The 18093-nt window shown below is 61.0% G+C and carries 17 protein-coding genes; 7 read left to right on the forward strand and 10 right to left on the reverse strand.

Annotated elements, in window-relative coordinates:
• Positions 1 to 4: 4 nt before the first annotated feature.
• The 3 genes from atpB (at position 5) to E8K79_RS13300 (ending at position 2065) form a co-directional block, all read left to right on the forward strand.
• A complete protein-coding gene (gene atpB, locus E8K79_RS13290) occupies positions 5 to 694 on the forward strand; it encodes a F0F1 ATP synthase subunit A (protein WP_135869102.1) in 690 nt (229 codons plus the stop codon).
• A gap of 135 nt (positions 695 to 829) precedes the next feature.
• Entirely contained in the window at positions 830 to 1105 is a 276-nt protein-coding gene (gene atpE, locus E8K79_RS13295; RefSeq protein ID WP_015722622.1) for an ATP synthase F0 subunit C, read from the forward strand.
• 243 nt (positions 1106 to 1348) lie between these two features.
• The gene (locus E8K79_RS13300; protein ID WP_136515154.1) at positions 1349 to 2065 is read left to right on the forward strand and encodes a phosphatase; all 717 of its coding nucleotides are present in this window, start codon (positions 1349 to 1351) and stop codon (positions 2063 to 2065) included.
• Between the two features lie 211 nt (positions 2066 to 2276).
• Here the strand turns inward: E8K79_RS13300 and purT are convergent, their stop codons facing one another.
• The 3 genes from purT to E8K79_RS13315 all read right to left on the reverse strand — a co-directional run bounded on the left by purT (position 2277) and on the right by E8K79_RS13315 (position 7689).
• The gene (gene purT, locus E8K79_RS13305) at positions 2277 to 3455 is read right to left on the reverse strand and encodes a formate-dependent phosphoribosylglycinamide formyltransferase (protein ID WP_136515155.1); all 1179 of its coding nucleotides are present in this window, start codon (positions 3453 to 3455) and stop codon (positions 2277 to 2279) included.
• Positions 3456 to 3474: 19 nt separating this feature from the next.
• Positions 3475 to 4965, reverse strand: a complete 1491-nt coding sequence (locus E8K79_RS13310) for an Rne/Rng family ribonuclease (RefSeq protein ID WP_135869099.1) — start codon at positions 4963 to 4965, stop codon at positions 3475 to 3477.
• A 237-nt stretch (positions 4966 to 5202) separates the two neighbouring features.
• Positions 5203 to 7689, reverse strand: a complete 2487-nt coding sequence (locus tag E8K79_RS13315; protein WP_136515156.1) for a TIGR03960 family B12-binding radical SAM protein — start codon at positions 7687 to 7689, stop codon at positions 5203 to 5205.
• 279 nt (positions 7690 to 7968) lie between these two features.
• Here E8K79_RS13315 and E8K79_RS13320 point away from each other — a divergent pair, with 279 nt between their 5' ends.
• Positions 7969 to 8205, forward strand: a complete 237-nt coding sequence (locus tag E8K79_RS13320; protein WP_135869097.1) for a hypothetical protein — start codon at positions 7969 to 7971, stop codon at positions 8203 to 8205.
• Between the two features lie 132 nt (positions 8206 to 8337).
• Here the strand turns inward: E8K79_RS13320 and E8K79_RS13325 are convergent, their stop codons facing one another.
• The 5 genes from E8K79_RS13325 to E8K79_RS13345 form a co-directional block, all read right to left on the reverse strand.
• Positions 8338 to 8709: an exosortase system-associated protein, TIGR04073 family gene (locus tag E8K79_RS13325; protein WP_136515157.1), complete on the reverse strand. Its 372-nt coding sequence runs from the start codon at positions 8707 to 8709 to the stop codon at positions 8338 to 8340.
• A gap of 3 nt (positions 8710 to 8712) precedes the next feature.
• Complete coding sequence (locus E8K79_RS13330) at positions 8713 to 9123, reverse strand: exosortase system-associated protein, TIGR04073 family (RefSeq protein ID WP_135869095.1); 411 nt, start codon at positions 9121 to 9123, stop codon at positions 8713 to 8715.
• 164 nt (positions 9124 to 9287) lie between these two features.
• Positions 9288 to 9893, reverse strand: coding sequence for a peroxiredoxin (locus E8K79_RS13335; RefSeq protein WP_129124971.1), 606 nt, complete (start codon positions 9891 to 9893; stop codon positions 9288 to 9290).
• 148 nt (positions 9894 to 10041) lie between these two features.
• Complete coding sequence (locus E8K79_RS13340) at positions 10042 to 10902, reverse strand: ATP-binding protein (protein WP_136515158.1); 861 nt, start codon at positions 10900 to 10902, stop codon at positions 10042 to 10044.
• 129 nt (positions 10903 to 11031) lie between these two features.
• Entirely contained in the window at positions 11032 to 11334 is a 303-nt protein-coding gene (locus tag E8K79_RS13345) for a nitrous oxide-stimulated promoter family protein (protein WP_246037908.1), read from the reverse strand.
• A gap of 105 nt (positions 11335 to 11439) precedes the next feature.
• Between E8K79_RS13345 and pcnB the strand changes: the two genes are divergently transcribed.
• The gene (gene pcnB, locus E8K79_RS13350; protein WP_136515159.1) at positions 11440 to 12876 is read left to right on the forward strand and encodes a polynucleotide adenylyltransferase PcnB; all 1437 of its coding nucleotides are present in this window, start codon (positions 11440 to 11442) and stop codon (positions 12874 to 12876) included.
• 374 nt (positions 12877 to 13250) lie between these two features.
• Here pcnB and uvrB read toward each other — a convergent pair whose 3' ends face one another.
• Both uvrB and E8K79_RS13360 read right to left on the reverse strand, forming a co-directional pair.
• On the reverse strand, positions 13251 to 15230 hold the full coding sequence (gene uvrB / locus E8K79_RS13355; RefSeq protein WP_136515160.1) for an excinuclease ABC subunit UvrB: 1980 nt from the start codon (positions 15228 to 15230) through the stop codon (positions 13251 to 13253).
• Between the two features lie 44 nt (positions 15231 to 15274).
• A complete protein-coding gene (locus E8K79_RS13360) occupies positions 15275 to 15724 on the reverse strand; it encodes a response regulator (protein WP_136515161.1) in 450 nt (149 codons plus the stop codon).
• Between the two features lie 173 nt (positions 15725 to 15897).
• Between E8K79_RS13360 and E8K79_RS13365 the strand changes: the two genes are divergently transcribed.
• A complete protein-coding gene (locus E8K79_RS13365; RefSeq protein WP_135869089.1) occupies positions 15898 to 16089 on the forward strand; it encodes a twin-arginine translocase TatA/TatE family subunit in 192 nt (63 codons plus the stop codon).
• Positions 16090 to 16202: 113 nt separating this feature from the next.
• Positions 16203 to 18092, forward strand: coding sequence for a GspE/PulE family protein (locus tag E8K79_RS13370; protein ID WP_136515162.1), 1890 nt, complete (start codon positions 16203 to 16205; stop codon positions 18090 to 18092).
• The last annotated feature ends 1 nt before the right edge of the window (position 18093 follow it).

Here is an 18093-nt window from a genome sequence, read left to right on the forward strand (position 1 = left end):
CTTCATGGTTCATCCGTTTTTATTCCTTCAGTTCTTCCGCGAGTTGCTCCACCCCCTCGGCTTTTCCGAGGCAGGTGCCGACGCCGTAGTCTACACCTGGCTGCTCATGCTCGGCCTGGTGCTTCTGTCCATCGCGGCAACCAAGAGGCTGCAGGCGGTTCCCTCCGGCCTCCAGAACTTCATGGAAGTGATCGTGGGCGGCATCGAGAACATGCTGGTGGAGACCATGGGCGAGCACGGCCGTCCGTTCTTCCCGCTGGTGGCCACCCTGGCCCTGTTCATCCTGGTGTCCAACCTGATGGGCCTCGTCCCGGGCTTCTTCCCGCCGACCGCTAACATCAACACCACCGCGGCCTGCGCGGTAGTCGTGTTCGTCACCACCCACATCGTGGGCGTGAAGCACCACGGCGCCGCTTACATCAAGCACTTCCTGGGCCCCATCGCCTGGCTAGCACCGATGATGTTCTTCATCGAGGTGATCGGTCACCTGAGCCGCGTTATCTCGCTCACCCTGCGTCTCTTCGGTAACATGAACGGCCACGAGCTCGTCCTGATCATCTTCTTCGGTCTGGCTCCGTTCCTGGTACCGCTGCCGATGATGCTGATGGGCGTGCTGGTCTCCTTCATTCAGGCCTTCGTCTTCATGCTCCTCGCGATGATCTACATCCAGGGCTCGCTGGAGCACGCGCACTAAAACCAAAAGACGTTCAGCGTTCAGCGTTCAACGTTCAAGGTTAAAACCGAGGACGCTGGAACGTTGAACGTTGAACATTGAACGGACTTTACTTCCTATACTATTTAGGAAAAATACGCAGCAAAGGAGAAACAAATGGAATTCTTTACTATGTGTGTACTCGCAGCAGGCATCGGCATGGCTCTCGGCACCCTCGGCACCGGCATCGGCCAGGGTCTCGCAGTTAAGAGCGCTGTTGAAGGCGTTTCCCGTAACCCGGGCGCTTCCGGTAAAATCCTCACCACCATGATGATCGGTCTGGCAATGATCGAGTCCCTGGCGATCTACGCACTGGTCGTCTGCCTCATCATCCTCTTCGCCAACCCGTACAAAGAAGTTGCTCTCGAGCTGGCTAAAGCTGTCGCGAAGTAATTCGTTACCACACGAAGCTTGAAAAAGGGCACGCCGCAAGGTGTGCCCTTTTTCTTTTCCCGGTTAGAGAGAACGGCACCTCCCTCCGGGGGGGGGAGGCTGGGAGGGGGGAAGATTGAACGGGCCGCTGCGCTCCCCCTCCCTGTCCCTCCCCCTCCGGGGGCGGGGATCCTCTGCCAGCGGCAGGGCGAGGGGGATGGGGGGTCCCTTGACATTTCAAAGCCGCTATGAAATAGTCCGGCCATGAAAATCATAGCCGACATGCACACTCACACGCTCGCTTCAGGGCACGCCTACTCCACCATTAACGAACTCGCAAATGCCGCTGCCCAGGCCGGGCTGCGCGGACTCGCGGTGACCGACCACGGCCCGGGGCTCCCCGGCGGACCGCACCGCTTCCATTTCTGCGCCATGCGCTTCGTCCCGGCAACCATCTCCGGGGTCAGGATCTTCCGCGGCGTCGAGGCGAACATCCTCGACCACACGGGGAGGCTCGACCTCGAGCCGGACGTCCTGGAGACGCTCGACTTCGTCATGGCCGGCTTCCACGAAGACTGCGGCATCTGCGGCCAGGACCGCGCGCGCAACACAAAGACCCTCCTCGCCGTGATGGAAAACCCGCTGGTAAAATGCATCTCCCACCCGGGTAACCCCGTCTTCCCGCTCGATTACGAGGAGATAGTCATGGGTGCACTCGCCACCGACACGGCGCTCGAGCTGAACAACTCCTCGCTCTCTGCTGTGAGTCGCAAGGGGAGCGAAGGGAACTGCACCGAGATCGCCCGGCTCTGCGCGCGGATCGGGGCGCGGGTGATGATAGGAAGCGACGCGCACATCTGCCAGGGGGTCGGGGCGTTTGATCTGGCGTTCAAGCTGGCGGCAGAGGCAGGGATCGCCGAGGGGCAGGTGGTGAACGCCTCGTGGGAACGGTTGCTTGATTTCCTCGGGATCTGCGAATAGAACCAGTAGGGCGAAGAAAGCAATGCAAATCCCCCCTGTCCCCCCTTCGCAAAGGGGGGGACGCGGGTTTACGTACCGCGCTTCGTGGGGTGCTGCATCGGCCTTTTCAAGCAATTCCCGCCCCACAAAATTCCGCTCCAAACTTCCTGAATAAAAAAAAAGGGGCGAACTTGGTAGTTCGCCCCCCGGTGGAAACAGCCTGATCTTCGATCTAGCGCTTCACGATTCTCACGCAGTGCGCCGCCTGCTCGGCCTTCTCCCTCGCGTCGTCACAATCCTTGCCCAATACGAGTGCCACTCCCATGCGGCGCCCCTTCCTGGTGTCCGGCTTGCCGAAAAGACGCAGCTTGCTCGCGGGTATCGCGAGCGCCTCGGCAACTCCTTCGAAACCGACCTCAACGGCAGCATCCTCCGCGAGAATGACGTGCGACGCGGCGCAGCCAAGGCTCTCCACCTCAGGGACAGGAAGCCCCAGGATGGCGCGTACGTGCAATTCGAATTCGGAGAGGTTCTGGGAGACCATGGTGACCATCCCGGTGTCGTGGGGACGAGGGGAGACCTCGGAGAACCAGACCTTTTCGCCGGTCACAAAGAATTCGACGCCGAAGATGCCGCGTCCGCCAAGGGCGGCGGTCACCGCCTCGGCCTGGCGCTGCGCCTCGGCGAGCACGGCGGGAACCATCGGGGTCGGCTGCCATGACTCGTGGTAGTCGCCGTCGATCTGGCGGTGACCGATCGGGGGACAGAAGGTGGTGCCGCCGACGTGACGCACGGTGAGGAGGGTGATCTCGTAATCGAACGGGATAAACTCCTCAACGATCACCTTGTTGGAGGCACCGCGTGCCCCCTCGATGGCGTAGCGGAAGGAGTGCTCCATGTCAGCCGCATCGCGCAGAACACTCTGCCCCTTGCCCGAAGAGCTCATGATCGGCTTCACCACGCAGGGAAGTCCGATGGCGGCAACGGCCTCGGCGAACTCCTCCATGCTTGTGGCGAAACGGTACGCCGCGGTCGGGAGGCCGAGCTCCTCGGCTGCAAGCCTGCGGATCCCCTCCCGGTTCATGGTGAGGTTCGCGGCGCGCGCGGTAGGGATGACGTTGAAACCTTCCTTTTCGAGCTCCAGAAGGTATTCGGTGTTGATCGCCTCGATCTCAGGCACGATGTAGGCGGGGTTTTCCAGGCGCACCACCCGGTCCAGCTCCTCACGGTTTAGCATGTCGATCACGTGGCTTCTATGAGCGATCTGCATCGCCGGCGCGTTCGCGTAGCGGTCCACCGCCACCACCTCGACCCCGAACCTCTGGGCCTCGATGGCCACTTCCTTGCCGAGCTCCCCCGAGCCCAAAAGCATTATCCTCGTCGCACCTGTCTTCAGCGGCGTACCGATCATCTTCTCTCCTGACTGTGTATTAGGTTACGGCTACTTCGAACTGTTCCTGATGGAAACCGGGTTTCGCGCGAACCGTAATCCGCTTCTTGAAGTTCTTCTCCAGCTCCTCGAGGCCGCGGCGCTCCTCGTCGTAGAGGAGGTCGGCCACCTGCGGGTGCACGGTGAGCATCACCTTGGTGCCCCGGATATCCAGCATCTCGCGGCGCAGTTCGCGGAAAATCTCGTGGCAGACGGTAATCTTCGACTTCACGTAGCCGCGCCCCTCGCAGTAAGGGCAGGGCTCGCACATCATGCGCCCGAGGCTCTCGCGCACCCTTTTCCTGGTCATCTCCACTAGCCCCAGTTCGGAGATCTTCAGGATGTTGGTCTTTGACTTGTCGCTCTTGAGCGCCTCCTCGAGCGCGCCGTAAACCTTCTCCCGGTTCACCTCCTTCTCCATGTCGATGAAGTCGATGATGATGATGCCGCCCAGGTTTCTCAGGCGCAGCTGGTAGGCGATCTCCTTGACCGCCTCGAGGTTGGTCTTCAGGATGGTGTCTTCCAAGTTGTGCTTGCCGACGTAGCGCCCGGTGTTCACGTCGATGGCGGTGAGCGCCTCGGTCTGCTCGATGATGATGTAACCGCCCGATTTGAGCCAGACCTTGCGGCCGAGGGCGCGGCTGATCTCAACCTCGAGGCCGAAGTGATCGAAGATCGGCTCCTCCTCGTCGTACAGCTCGATGGAGTACTTCATCTTGGGCATGAAGGTGCTGATGAACTGGACGATCTTGTCGTGCTCGGGCTTCGAGTCGACGACGATGCGCTCGACAGACTCGGTGAGAATGTCGCGCACCACCTTCTGTGTGACGTCGAGGTCCGAGTGGATCAGGGTCGGCGCGCCCGCCTTGTCCTTCTTCTTCGCTATCTCGTCCCAGAGTTTGGTGAGGTAGTGCAGGTCGGCGACCAGGTCCTCCTCGCTCTTTCCCTCCGAGACGGTCCGGACGATGAAGCCGCCGCCGACCGGCTTGATGCGGTCGACGATCTCTTTCAGGCGCTCGCGCTCCTCCTCGTCCTCGATGCGGCGGGAGATGCCGACGTGGTCCACGGTCGGCATGTAGACCAGGTGACGCCCGGGGAGCGAGATGTGCGCCGTGATGCGCGCCCCCTTGGTGCCGATCGGTTCCTTTGAGATCTGCACCAGGAGTTCCTGCCCTTCCTGGAGGAGATCCTCGATCGGGTGCAGCGGGTGCGGCACCGGCTCCTCACCCTGCTCCGGCTCGATGTAACTGTCGTACTCGTCCATGGCGTCGAAGACGTCCGCCACGTAGAGAAATGCCGCCTTTTCCAGCCCGATGTCCACGAACGCCGCCTGCATACCCGGCAGCACCCGGACCACCCTACCCTTGTAGATGTTGCCGATGATCCCCTTCACCCTGCTCCTTTCGACGTACAGCTCCGCGATGGTGCCGTTTTCGATGAGCGCGATGCGGGTCTCGTGGGAGGTGGTGTTGATAACCAGCTCGTTTCCCATGTGAACCCCTTCCTGTATATAAAATTCAAAACACGTTCAACGTTCAGCGTTCAACGTTCGACTTCTTCCACCTCGTGCCACCATAATCCCGGCGGCACCGGCGCTCGCATCGCCGATATGCTCCAGCGAAGGCTGTGCAGCAGCATCTTGTGCGCCGGAGCCGGTGCACGTGCCGCCACCGTTGCCTCCCGACAAGCACGCCGGTTGCGAACGCGGAACGTCGAACGTTGAACGTCTTTAGCTAAATAAAACTTCCACCTTCTCCAGCCGGGCATCCTTGAGGGCCTCGGCCGGCACGTCCAGGATGGCGGAGGCGAACTCGACGGGCTTACCGCGCCCGACCACCATCTCCAGGGCGTTCCCTTCCGCCTTCAGCTCGGCCAGCTCGTGACGCAGGTCGAACTCGATCACCTTCCCCTTCTTCTCGCGCCGAAGCGGCACGGACTCCAGGGCAAGAAACGCTGCTACCTTCTCCGGAAGCGATACGGCCAGTTCGTCGGGGAGGGTGACGCGGTAGCGCACCTTGTCCATGATGACGGAAAGCGCCGGGGCACGCAGCAGGATCTCGCTCGACTCCAGCACCCGGACCCCTTCGGGAAGGGTCGCGTTCAACGCTTCTTTCAGCTCGTCCGCCGTGTAGCCTGTGTTCACCTCGAAATCCATGTACTCCGCGTAGGACTCGATGCCAACCGACAGCGCAGTGGCAAAGGAAAACTTCGGGTGCGGATGGAACCCCTGGGAGTAGCGGATCGGGATGCCGGAGCGGCCGACCGCCCTGGTGAAGAGGGTCAGCATCTCGAGATGGCTTAGGAAACGCATACGCCCCACCTTCTCGAAGCGGATGCGGATCCTGGTCCCCTCTTCGGTCTGCTCCTGCTGCGCGGCCTCGCTGGCATAGGTGCCGAAGGGGACCGGATCGTTCAGTCTCAGCTTCACTTCCTTGAAGTCGCAGACGCCGCACCCGGTGCAGCGGTCGAAACGGCAGTCGGGCGTCGCCGCCCCGACAAGCGCCGCCTCGCGCTCCTTCAGGTAGAATTCCTTGGTCACGCCGCAGTCGATGTGATCCCAGGGGAGCACCTCGTCGACTTCGCGCCGCCTGAGATAAAAGGAGGGGTCGATCCCGCAATTCTCGAAGGCCTGCGCCCACTTGCTGCGGTCGAAATGCTCCCACCAGCCGTCAAAGCGGCACCCGAGCCGGTGCGCCTCGATGAGAAGGCGCGACAGGCGCCGGTCGCCGCGGGCGAAGACTCCTTCCATGCCGGAGAGGGAGGCGTCCTGCCACTTCATGATCAGCTTCTTTTTCTTGAGGGCGTCGCGCAGATGGCGCTGCTTCTCGACGATCTCCGCCTCGGTGATCTGCGGCTCCCACTGAAACGGGGTGTGCGGCTTAGGTACGAAGCTCGATACCGACACGTTGACGTCGCCGCCGTTGCCGGCGAACTTCCCCTGGCGCTTCACCTCGCGGGAGAGTTCCACGATGCCGTCCACGTCCTCCATGGTCTCGGTCGGTAGGCCGATCATGAAGTAGAGCTTGATCAGGCGCCAGCCGTTGCTGTACACGGAGCGGGCGTTATCGAGGAGCGCCTCCTCGGTGATCCCCTTGTTAATGACGCTGCGCAGGCGTTCGCTCCCCGCCTCGGGTGCGAGGGTGAAGCCGGTCTTGCGCACGCGGCGGATCTCCTCGGCCATCTCGTCGCTCAGGCTCCCGACGCGCATGGAAGGGAGGGAGACCGCCTTTTTCTTCGCGGAGTAGCGGTCCATGAGCCCCTTCAAAAGCGGCGTGAGGCAGCCGTAGTCGCCGGTGGAGAGGGAGAGGAGGGAGATCTCGTCGTACCCCGTGTTCTCGAGCGCCTCCTCCATGATCTCGAAGACACGCTCGGGGCTGCGCTCGCGCACCGGACGGTAGATGTAGCCTGCCTGGCAGAAGCGGCACCCCCTGGTGCAGCCGCGGGATATCTCGACGCTCACCCGGTCGTGCACCGTCTTCAGGAACGGAACGATGGGAGAGGTCGGGTAGTAGGCGGTTTCCAGGTCGGCGACGAAACGACGGCGCACGCTGCGGTAGTTCTCATGCACGGGGGTGATGCGCTCCACCCGGCCGTCCGGGAAGTAGCTCACCTCGAAGAAGGAGGGGACGTACACCCCTTCTATCCGCGCCAGCCGCTCGAGGAGCTCTCCTTTCGAGAGCCCTTCTTCCTTGGCGGCCCGGACGCACGCGGCCAGTTCGATCACTGCCTCCTCGCCGTCACCGATCAGGAAGGCATCGAAGAAGTCGGCCAGGGGCTCGGAGTTGTAGGCGCAGGGGCCGCCCCCGATGACGAGCGGATATCCGTCCGGTCGCTCGGCGGCCAAAAGCGGGATCCCGGAGAGGTCCATCATGTTCAGGATGTTGGTGTAGGAAAGCTCGTACTGCAGGGTGAAGCCGAGGATGTCGGCCTTTGCCAGCGGGGTGCCGGCTTCCAGGGTCGCCAGGGATTTTCCCTCGGCGCGCAGCGACGCTTCCAGATCAGGCCACGGGGCATAGGCGCGCTCGGGCATGATCCAGGCCTGCTCTTTCAGCACGCCGTAGAGCACCTGCAACCCGAGATGGCTCATCCCTATTTCATATACGTCCGGAAAGGCAAGGACGAAGCGGAGCGCCCCTTCCCGGTCGGCAACGGTTCCCATCTCGCCGCCCATGTAACGGGCCGGCTTTTCTACTGACAAAAGTATGTTATTGCTCAAAAATCCCCCAGATAGCTCGGTCAAGCCATGACCGGTCATAATAACAAACTATCCTGATACCTGGCAAGGCAAATACCCGCCGCTGGACGGTCTGCAGGGGAAGCGTATACCCCATTTGGGGTATCGACTGGAGCATATGGGGTGAGGTTTTCATGAGGCAACGCCCCTTCCCCCTCCGCCTAACGCGGTTAATCAAGTGTTTACGGTTATAATGAGACGCTGGCACGCTACCTGCTAATGTCGTGGATACCAACCCATTTCAGTAAAGGAGATTTACCCATGAAAAAGATCATTTCCTCCGTAGTTGCTGCTCTCGTTGCTGTTGCTTTCGCTGGTGTTGTTTTCGCTGCTGACGCTGCTCCGGCTGCTCCGGCTGCTCCGGAAGCAAAAAAAGAAGAAAAAGCTCCGGCTAAGAAAGCTGCTCCGAAGAAGAAAAAAGCTGCTAAGAAAGCTAAGAAAGCCGAGAAGAAAGACGAGAAAGCTCCGGCTGCTGAAGCTGCTCCGGCTGCAAAGTAATTTCCCCTTAACGGGTAATTGCGAAAGGCCGCATCTCACGATGCGGCCTTTTTTTATTCCCGAAAGCAGACACAAAAAAAGATCCAAGGCATCTGCCTTAGATCTTTTTTTTTACCTTTATGTCTTTGCAGCCTATTCTTTCTGCCAGGCGTAGCCGGGGTCCAGGTAGGGATCGTAGAAACCCGGGTAGGCAAGGAAGAAGGTAGCCGTCTCGCCTACCCCCGCCACGGTGCGCACGAGCGTCATGCCGACCCCTTTCAAGGGGCCCACCGTGACGCACTTGGCAGCTCCGTCATCCCGGCAGGTCAGATAGATCTGCTTGGGAAACTCGAGCCATCCGGTCGCGACATTGGCGACACCACGGACCAGCTTGTTGGCCATGCCGTCCACGACCTCCTGCGGCGACGCCGACTCGAGGTCACGGCCTTCAGCATGCGCCTTCCCTCCCGTTGCCAAGGCAAAGGCAAGCGCCAGCATGGCGACAAAGACAAACCGCTTGTACATCATCTATTCTCCCTTGGCCTCGACCGGCTGGGCCTCGCTCTGCCCTCTCGGTTCAACGCGTTTTTCCTCCCACCCCTCCCAGACGAACTCCGGGGTGATCATGGGATCGTAATAACCTGGCTGGGGCACCGCAAAGAAGACGGTTTCCGTCAGACCGGTAAGCAATCGGTAGAAAGCCATCCCCACCCCCTTAAGCGGCCCCACCGCGTAGCCGATGGCCCCACGGTCGCGCACCGTCAAGTAGGACTGCTTGGGAATTTCCACAATGGAGGTGGCCGTGTTCGTCACGCCGCGCACCAGCTTGAAAGCCATCTTCTCGGCGATCGCCTCCGGCTGCTGTCCCTCCAGGGCGAAAGACGAGGTGGCAAAAACCATGAGCAGCAACAGGGAAAACAAAGTCGCCTTGGTGCGCATTTTGACTCCTTTTGAGCTACATGTCGGTAAATGCTCTGTTCTTTTAGCATAGATGTCTCTCATTGGCAAGACGACACTGTTTCTGCCTTTCTTTCATGCATAAAAGAAAAGGGCGCGGTCCTTTCGAACCGCGCCCTCGTCACTTTGTTACTGTTTTATCCGAGTTACTTGTTACCGTGCTTCTTGGCGAGATACTCGGCAACGCCGGCGGTGGAAGCCTTCATGGAATCCTCGCCTTCTTGCCAGTTGGCCGGGCAGACTTCGCCGCCGTGGGTCTCGACGAACTGAAGCGCATCAAGCATCCTTAAGGCCTCACCGACGCTGCGGCCAAGCGGCAGGTCGTTGATGACGGTGTGGCGAACAACACCCTTGGTGTCGATCAGGAAGAGCCCGCGCAGTGCCACCGACTCGTTGAGCAGGATTCCGTAGGCCTTGGCGATGGACTTGTCGAGGTCCTCGACCAGCGGGTACTGGACGTTGCCGATACCGCCGTTCTCGACCGAGGTGTTCTTCCAGGCCAAGTGCGTGAACCTTGAGTCGACGGAAACACCGATCACCTCGCAGTTCTTCTCCTTGAACTCTGCAACCCTCTTGTTGAACGCGAGGATCTCGGAGGGGCAGACGAAGGTGAAGTCGAGCGGGTAGAAAAAGAGCACGACGTATTTGCCGCGGTATTTGGACAGAGTGAGCTCTGCGAAGGAGTTGTCGGGCATTACCGCCTGCGCCGTGAAATCGGGGGCTTCCTTAGTAACCAAGGTAGTGAGACTCATAAGTGCTGTTCTCCTTTCAGCTGATTGGGATTTCTAATGGAGGCAACTGTACCAGCCTCCTAATCCTCTGTCAATCAAAAAAGATCAAAAGCGTCCTATTTGTCCTTTTGCCCTGTCGTGCCGTCCGATTACCTCCTACCCTGCACGCCTAGCGCTCGATGATTTCGCCGCGAATGCTGATGGTTACCTCACGGAAGGGGATCTCCATCCCGGAGGCGGCCAGGGCCTGACGCGCCGCCATCACGATGCCACCGCAGCAGGGAACCTCCATCCTAAGCACGGTGATACCAGTGATGCCGGAGACCCGGAACAGCTCGGTGAGCTTTTGCAGGTAGGCGTTGTTGTCGTCCAGCTTCGGGCAGCCGACCACCACCGCCTTTCCGGCGAGGAAGTCCTGGTGATAGTTCGCGTAGGCGAAGGGGACGCAGTCAGCCGTGATGAGCAGTTCCGCGCCCTTGAAGTAAGGTGCCGTCACCGGCACAAGGTGCAACTGAACCGGCCACTGCGCGAGCTGGCTCTGCACCGCGCCTGCGGGCTGAGCAGGCGCCGCCGGGGCCGGGGCGAAGCTCTGGACGCGCGAACCGGGGCAACCGCCGCCGTGACCGCCGCCGCCGCCGTGACCGCCGCCGCCGCCGTGACCGCCGCCGTGACCGTGACCGCCGCCGTGACCGTGACCGCCGCCGTGACCGTGACCGCCGCCGTGACCGTGACCGTGACCGTGACCGTGACCGTGACCGTGACCGTGGGCGTGGGCGGGTGCGGGTGCGTCTTGGGCTTGCAGGTGTTTTTCAACGGCGACCTCGTCGAATTCGTCGGCGTCGCGCTCGATGATGGTGATGGCATCCTGCGGGCACTCACCCAGGCACGCGCCCAGCCCGTCGCAAAGGTTGTCCGCGGCGATCTGTGCCTTGCCGTTGACTATTTTAATCGCCCCTTCGGCACAAGACGGAACGCAGAGCCCGCAGCCGTCACATTTTTCCTGGTCGATATTTACGATTTTCCTGATCATCTGCCCCCCCTAAACAAGTTCTATGTTCTACGTTAAAAAACTGAAAACTCACAACTCTTTTGCCTGGCACCATTTTCCTAAACATCCGGTTCTAACGTAGAACGTAGAACGCGGAACGTAGAACGTCCGTTAAAAAAAGTAGTGCCAGAGGAGGTCAAGCCTGCCGCGCAGCATGAGGTGCTTGCCGGAATAGGCCATAACCTCGCGGATCTTCGCGCGCTGGAGCTTGCCGTAGCAGTGCACGTGGCAGTTCTTGCAGGTCGGCTTAGGGTCGAGCGGACACTTCTCCCGCTTCAGCTTCGCGTAATCGAGAAGCCCCTTGCATTCCTCACAGAGCACGCCCTTCGGGCTCTTGTGCTTGCTGCGGCAGTAAAAACCGATGAAGGTGTCTAGGACCCTGATGTCCTTTTCCTGTTTCTCTTTCTTTTCCATGCTGGCAACCATAACAGAAGAAATCCCACATCTTCATGACTTAAGTCAACAAAATCAAGTACGCATCCTTTGCCTTTGCACGTAAACTGTGCTATTTTCCCGCGAATGAACACTAACATGGAAAAAGTCATCATCCCGCGGGCGGAGCACTCTATCTCGCGCGCACTGCTTAGCCCGAACGGCGTGAAGGTACTGTACAAACTCAGGGAGCACGGTTTCATCGCCTACCTTGTCGGCGGCGGAGTCCGCGACCTGCTCCTTGGGCGCGAACCCAAAGACTTCGACGTCGTCACCGACGCCACTCCCAATCAGCTCAAGAAGCTGTTCCGTAATTGTCGCCTGATCGGCCGCCGTTTCCGCCTGGCCCACGTCCACTTCCACGATGAAATCATAGAAGTCGCCACCTTCCGCTCCACGGTCGATGCGGCCGAGGCCGCCCTCGAGGAGGCCTCCGAGACGCCGCCGGAAGAGCCGACCGAGGCCGTTTCCGAGGCGGAGCAACTCGAAGACGAGCGCGGCAGGAGAAGGCGCCGGCAGCACCATGGTCCTCCCATCCTGAAAAGCGAGGACGGCATGGTCCTCAGGGACAACGTCTTCGGCACTCCCGAAGAGGACGCCATACGGCGCGACTTCACTGTGAACGCGCTTTTCTACAACATCTCCGACTTCTCCATCATCGACCACGTGGGCGGCATGGAGGACCTGAAAAACGGTCTCATCCGCACCATCGGCGATCCCTTGGTCCGCTTCACCGAGGACCCGGTGCGCATGATCCGCGCGATCCGTTTTGCCTCCATGCTCGGCTTCAACATCGAGCCACGTACCGAAGCCGCCATCGAGGCGCTCTGCGGCACCATCAACAAGGCAACGCCCCCGCGCCTCTACGAGGAGGTGCTGAAGCTGCTCCTCATGGGAGCCGGGGAGCGCACCTACCAGATGATGCGTCACAACGGCCTGTTCGAGCCGCTCTTCCCGCACTTCGACGCCTGGCTCTCCCGCGAATCGGACGGGTACCCCCACGTGCGCGTGAGCAAGGCGCTGGAATGGGTCGACGACCAGTTGGGCCAGGGGGTGCCGGTGTCGGCGCCGCTTCTCATCGCCCTCATGTTCGGCGAATACCTGGAGGAGAAGGTCGCCACGTTCCGCGGGGCGGGGCTGCCGCCCCAGCAGGCGACCGACGCGGCGGTGGCCGCCTTTGCCGGCGAGCTTTCGCCGACCGTGGCGGTTCCGAACCGCGTGCTCGTAACGGTGCGGGACATTCTCAACCTGCAGCAGCGTTTCCACAAGACACCTGGGAGAAACGGCCGCGGCGTGATCGCGCGCCCCTCGTTCGGCGACGCGCTGCAGTACCTGCGCTTCGTGGAGCGGCTCACCCCTCCCAAGCGTTCGCTCGCGGAGTGGTGGGAGCGCTACGTCGCGCAGCAGCTAGATGCACAGGGAGTGCCTGTCGAACCCGCCGGAAGCGAGGCGGCCGTCGAGGCGCCGAAGAAGAAGCGCAGGCGGAGAAGGCGGCGCAAAAAGCCGGGGGCGACGCCGGAATAAAGTTCTCTATCTTACTGAAACGGCGGCCCTATAGCTCCCCCCTTTGCGAAGGGGGGACGGGGGGGATTTGCTTTTTATTTGCTGTTTTTAGACGGTCGAACGAAGAAGCTTTCATCATGGCCTGTTGCTCGACATCGGTCATTTGCTGTAGCAGCGTGCATGATTCAGCGTCAGCAGGTGCTTGTATGGTCAGACTAAGGCAAATCCCCCCTTGCCCCCCTTCGCAAAGGGGGGAACGTTTGGCCAGCCTACTGCTTCGAGGCAACACATACCTGCTTCCCCGGAATTTCCCGAGAACCAAACGAAAAGCCCCTCTCCCGCAACGGGACGAGGGGCTTTTCGTTGTCAATCGTCAATTGTCCATCGTCAACTGCCTAGGTGATTTCCGCCACCTCAAGCCGCTTGATCTTGTCCCTTAACTCGGCCGCCCGCTCGAACTCCTGCGCCTTCGCCGCCGCGAGCATCTCTTTTCTCAGCCGCTTCAGTGTCTTTTCAAGCTCTTTGGGGCTAAGGAATTCCTCCGCCTTAACCGGCACGGTGACCCAGTCCTTCTCCTCGGGCGCCTGCAATGCGTTGCCGATCACCCGCTTCACGCTCTCAGGCGTGATGCCATGCTCGGCATTGTAGGCCTGTTGCAGCTCGCGGCGCCTCAGCGTCTCGTCGATCGCCTCGCGCATGGAGCCGGTCACCTTGTCGGCGTACATGAGCACCCGCCCGAAGACGTTGCGCGCCGCACGGCCGCAGGTCTGGATCAGCGAGCGCGTCGAACGCAGGAAGCCCTCCTTGTCGGCGTCCAGAATCGCTACCAGCGAGACCTCGGGAAGGTCGAGCCCCTCGCGGAGTAGGTTGATGCCGACCAGCACGTCGAACTCGCCCAGACGCAGGTCACGCAGGATCTCCATGCGCTGGAATGTGTCGATGTCCGAGTGCAGGTAGCGCACCCGGATGCCGAGCTCGCGGTAGTAATCGGTAAGTTCCTCGGCCATCCTCTTCGTGAGCGTCGTAACGAGGATGCGCTCGCCCCGCTCGACCGTGGCACGCACCTCGTGCAGCAGGTCGTCCACCTGTCCCGCCGCCGGGCGCACCTCGATGATCGGGTCGATGAGCCCGGTGGGACGGATGAGCTGCTCGACCACCACGCCCCCCGACATCTTCAGCTCGTAATCCGCCGGTGTCGCCGAGACGTAGATCACCTGGTTTAACTTCTTCGTGAATTCCTGGAAGGTGAGCGGCCGGTTGTCGAGCGCCGAGGGGAGCCGGAAGCCGAAGTTCACCAGGGTCTCCTTCCGGCTGCGGTCGCCGCGGTACATCCCCCCTACCTGTGAGACCGTGATGTGCGACTCGTCGACCACCAGCAGGAAGTCGTCCGGGAAGTAGTCGATCAAGGTGTACGGGGGATCTCCCGCGTTTCTGCCGTCGAAGTGGCGCGAGTAGTTCTCGATCCCCTGGCAAAAGCCCATCTGCTCCATCATCTCGATGTCGAAGAAGGTGCGCTGCTCGATGCGCTGCGCCTCCAGGAGCATGTTCTGCTCCTTGAAGTGACGGATGCGCTCCTCCACTTCGAGCCTTATCTGCTCCACGGCCCGCTCCAGGGTCTGGCGCGTCGCCACGTAGTGCGAGGCGGGGTAGATGGCGAAGCGGGCGAGCTTCTGCAGCTGCACGCCGCGCAATGGGTCGATCTCGGAGATGGCGTCGATGGTGTCGCCCCAGAACTCGACGCGGATGGCGCGCTCGTCGTCGTGCGCCGGGAAAATCTCGACGGTGTCGCCGCGCACCCGGAAGCTGCCGCGGTGAAAGTCGATGTCGTTTCTCTCGTACTGGATCTCGACCAGGCGCTTCAGGAGCTCGTCGCGCCCGAGTTCGTCCCCCTCGCGAAGGCGGATCTGCATCTGCTGATACGACTCGGGGGAACCGATGCCGTAGATGCACGAGACCGAGGCGACGATGATGGTGTCGCGCCGGGTCAGAAGGCTCCTGGTGGCGGCGTGGCGAAACTTGTCGATCTCGTCGTTGATCGAGGAGTCCTTCTCGATGAAGGTGTCGGAGGCGGGGATGTAGGCTTCCGGCTGGTAGTAATCGTAGTAGGAGACGAAATACTCGACTGCGTTGTTGGGGAAGAGCTCCTTGAACTCGCCGTAAAGCTGGGCGGCTAGGGTCTTGTTGGGGGCAAGCACAAGGGCGGGTCGGTTGCACCGGGCGATCACCTGCGCCATGGTGAAGGTCTTGCCGGAGCCGGTCACCCCGAGCAGGACCTGGTGCCGGTCGCCGCGCAGTATCCCTTCCGAGAGCTCGTCGATGGCGCGCGGCTGGTCGCCTCGCGCCTGGAATTCCGTTACCAGTTCGAATTTTTCCATGGCGATGATACTAACAGTAGGGGGTGCGCCTTGGCAACAGGGTATCAGGCGGCGGCGCAGCCGCGGGAGGGAGGGAGCTGGTTCACGCCGAGCCAGTAGTTCATCACCTGCTTCATGTTGTCGCAGAACTGGCCGTAATCCACCGGCTTCCTGATGTAGCTGTTAGCACCCAGTCGGTAGCTGTCGAGGATGTCCTGCTCCTCGGTGGAGGAGGTGAACACGATGACGGGGATGGAGCGGGTGCGGGACTCCTCCCGCATGCGCCGGAGCACCTCCAGGCCGTTCACCTTGGGAAGCTTCAGGTCGAGCAGCACGAGAATGGGGACCGGAACGTCGTGCCTGCCGGGACCTTGCCCCCCGCCGAACAGGTGCTCCAGGGCCTCGGCGCCATCGCGCGCCACCACGATGCCGTACGGCATGTGCTTTCTGATCGCCCTCAGGGTCAGGGCCTCATCGTCCGGGTTGTCCTCGACCAGCAGGATAGTCTTGTTCACCGTAGTTCTCCTTTTGGTAGAGATGGCGACTGCAGCTGTATAACAATTCCTACAGCATGATGCAATAATTTTAATAATTTTCCTCTAAAACGCTCTTTAATCCAAATGTTGCTTTTTCCGACGGCCATGTGCCATACTGCACGCGCTTAGGGAACTCACAAAGGGAGGGTCACATGTTCGGATTCGGAATGCCGGAGCTCATCATAATTCTCGTCATCGTACTCGTGGTGTTCGGCGCAGGCCGGCTTCCCGAGATCGGCGGCGCGCTAGGCAAAAGCATCAGGAACTTCAAGAAGGCCTCCAGCGGCAAGGACGAAATCGAGATTAAAGCAACTCGCCCGGATGACGATAAGAAAGGGAGCTAGCTCCAGCTCATTAGTTTTCGCCCCGTCGAAACAGAGGTCCCCGCTGAAGCTTGTGGGGACCTTTTTGTTTTTAGGCTGCCGGTAAAGACGCCGCACGGGACACCGAGGGGATCATGAAAAAGAAGGATTCGCACGCGTCCCAGGGCGCCGGTCAGATCGTCGAGCTTCTCGTCAGCACCGGCGTGATAACCCGGGACCAGCTCCTCTACGCCCAGCGCGTGCACGGCAAGCTGCAGTCCACGAAGACGCTCATCGACGTCCTCCAGGAACTCGAGTTTCTGAAACGCGAGGACGTTGCACGCATCCTGCGCGAGCACAGCCTTTCGGTAAGGATCGGCGACCTCCTGGTCGAGCTCGGCTACCTGAAACAGAGTGAGCTCCTTACCGCCCTGAACCTGCAGAAGCAGGAAGGGGCGCCGCGCAAGATGCTGGGCGACATCATCATCGAGAAGGGGTTCATCGAGGAGCGCAGGCTAGTCGAGGTGCTCTCGTTTCAGCTAGGCTTTCCGGTCGCCGAGCTCGAGTTCCGCAAACTGGACCGCAAGCTCTTCGCGAAAGCCCCCTTTGAGGTGTTCCGTGACGAGCTGTTCGTGCCGTACGCAACCGACGACGAAGGGGCCGTCATGGTCGCCTTCGCCAACCCGCTGGAGACCTATTCGCGGCTGAGTGCCGAACGCATCTTCGGCAGGACAGTGAAACCCGCGATCGCCACACGAAGCGCCATACTCGCCGCGGTCGCCTCCGCGCAGAAGTCGGCGGGGAGCGAAAGCGCCGCCCCCGACGAGAGCACCGTCGTCGGCATGATCAACAAGCTTTTCGACGACGCCATGACCCTCGGCGCCAGCGACATCCACATAGAGCCGCTCAGGGATCGGCTCCGTATCCGGATGCGCCACGACGGCGTCATGATGCCGCACCTAGAGCTTCCCCTGGAGCTCGCGCCGCAGATCTCCTCCAGAATCAAGGTCATGTCACAGGCGGACATCGCCGAGAAAAGGCGCCACCAGGACGGCCGCATCCTCTATGAAAGCAGGCAGCACGGCTTTAATCTCGACATGAGGGTCTCTTTCTACATCACCCTCTTCGGGGAGAAGATCGTCCTGCGCCTTCTCAACAAGAAAGAGGCCATCCTCGCCATCTCAGACATCGGGATGGCGCCGCGCATGCTCAAACAGTTCGTGGACGACGCCCTGGAAACCCCATCCGGGGTCATGATCATCACCGGCCCCACCGGCAGCGGCAAGACTTCGACCCTCTACGGGTGCGTAAGCCACCTGAACAACATCAACACCAGCATCATCACCGCCGAGGACCCGGTCGAGTTCGTCATCGAAGGGGTGTCGCAGTGCTCGATCAACCAGAAGATCGGCGTCACCTTCGAGGAGACCCTGCGCCACATGGTGCGACAGGACCCGGACGTCATCGTCCTCGGCGAGATCCGCGACACCTTCTCCGCCGAGACCGCGATCCAGGCCGCGCTCACCGGGCACAAGGTGCTCACCACCTTTCATACCGAGGACAGTATCGGCGGACTTTTGCGGCTGATGAACATGCAGATCGAGTCCTTTTTGATTTCATCCACCGTCGTCTGCGTGGTGGCGCAGCGGCTGCTCCGCCTGGTTTGCAACGACTGCGCCGAGGTCTACGTCCCCACACCGGCCGAGTACGGCAGGATGGGTTACTCCGCCAAGGACCTGGCCGGCGCCACCTTCCGCACAGGGCGCGGCTGCCCCCAGTGCCGCTTTACCGGGTTCCGGGGCAGGACCGCCGTTTTCGAGCTTTTGGTCATGAACGAGCCGGTCAAGGAGGCGATCCTGCAGAGCAAGTCTTCTGCGGAAATCCGACGTCTCAGCATCGAGACCTCCGGCATGGTGACCCTCTTTGAGGACGGGCTGGTGAAGGCTGCGGACGGGAAAATCTCGGTCCAGGAAGTACTGCGTGACCTGCCGCGCATAGGGACGCCCCGCCCGCTGCGTGAATTGAAGCGCATCCTGGGGAACTGAC

This window comes from Geomonas edaphica, assembly GCF_004917075.1.
Taxonomy (GTDB): Bacteria; Desulfobacterota; Desulfuromonadia; order Geobacterales; family Geobacteraceae; genus Geomonas; species Geomonas edaphica.